This window comes from Saccharopolyspora sp. NPDC045941 (genome assembly GCF_056431445.1).
Genome location: NZ_JBWKKU010000135.1, coordinates 6,073 through 7,648, shown reverse-complemented (window position 1 = coordinate 7,648; position 1,576 = coordinate 6,073). Strand labels below are relative to the sequence as shown.

1 protein-coding gene is annotated in these 1,576 nt (G+C 55.5%); it reads left to right on the top strand.

Features of this window, described 5'->3' with window-relative positions:
- Positions 1–1,227: 1,227 nt before the first annotated feature.
- Entirely contained in the window at positions 1,228–1,518 is a 291-nt protein-coding gene (locus AC07FN_RS45430; RefSeq protein WP_478401305.1) for a hypothetical protein, read from the top strand.
- The last annotated feature ends 58 nt before the right edge of the window (positions 1,519–1,576 follow it).

The window sequence follows — 1,576 nt, the reverse complement described above, 5'->3', positions numbered from 1 at the left end:
CCTTCGCGTGGACCAAGACCGCTGACGAGATCCTCGCCAGCCTCGCCCACTACTGCACCAGAATCAATAAAACTATTAACGACTCGGAACACTAGATAGGTATGACAGGGCTTTCCGACGGACGCTGGTCCATCTGAGTGGTTCTCGTCACAAACCAGGAGTCAGACACGCGGTTTGGATGAATGTCGACCCTAGATAGGTATGACAGGGGTTTTGACGGACGTTAGCCCGCCTGAGTGGTCTTCGTCACATAACTGACGGTCGAACCGAACTTTTCCACAAAGTCAGCCATAGATAAGGGTAGATCGACCTTTTGGGAGGGCTACCCTCCATGGGTTCTAACAAGTGGCGGGGTTCAAACCGCGCTGAGAGGCTTCCTAGTAACTGGCTAGCTATCAGGCTGGCTGTTTTTATTTGGCTACTGATTGTCCGTCACCAGTCGGCCGAAGGGAGGAGTTAACAGTGGATCACTTCCGTTGTGGGTATCCAAGGGATGCCACACATACAAGGAAAGAAGCTGGAGTCAAGGTCTGTAAGACCTGTCGTAATCGTCGTAAGCGATTGCAGTACCACAAGATGATGAACGCACTTCGTGCGATCGAAGGGGATAGCTAAGACGCCGACCGTTCACGGGAAACGGTCGGCGATAGAGCGCCCGAGGTAACCTCGGTGATGCTCCCTGAGGGTCGGTCCGGTTTCTCTCCGCTGGACCGATCTTTGGGTTTTCAGCACGACTGATGGTTTCCATCAGTTCTTCCGTAGAATTCCGAGTGACCTTGCGGCACTCGGATAGGTCTGCCAGGTGCGGACCGCACGGGTCAGCCATGCCCGTGGATTCCTTTACAGGTTGATGAAAGAAACGGGAGAGCCCAGCAAGCGAACACGCTTGCTGGGTTTCTCTTTTTAGGAGAGATTGAGACTTCCTGACACGATGTCGGGTAGGGCCGGATAACTAGTCCGGTCATTCAAGCAATGCGCAGAACGGCGCAGACAGCCGCGTCTGTCTTTGCTGGCCTTGAAATACCGTGTTTGGTTGGTTGGCCCGCTGAGTGGCTCGGCGGGACCTTCCCTTAGTCCAGGAGACATCATGAAGTTTGAGGAGTTGCCAGAGTCCTGGCAGCGAGAGATCAAGCGGCTCCGTGCGGGAGCTGCGAAATATCGCAGTGAGAGGAACCGTTACCGCGCTGCGCTAGTGGCAATGGTTAACGGAGAGATGGAGACCAGCAAGTGAGCGACGCTGTGGAGAACACCAACGAAACGGCCCCTGAGACGGCCGTAGACGAGACGAACACCCCGACCGAGGATGCAGCAGATACCCCCGAGGTCGATAACGAAGCTGTGAAGCCGAACAAGGCCAACAAGGAAGCGGCCAAGTACCGGACACAGCTGCGAGAGGCTGAGGGCAAGCTAGAATCCCTGAACGCCAAGCTTGCAGCTATGCAGTCAGCGGAGGTGACTCGGGTTGCCGGGGAACGTCTGGCTGACTGGGACCACGGTTACCGACTACGTAACCGATGATGGCACCGTAGATGCCGCAGCAGTAGAAAAGGCAGCTTCTGAACTGTTGCAATCTCGG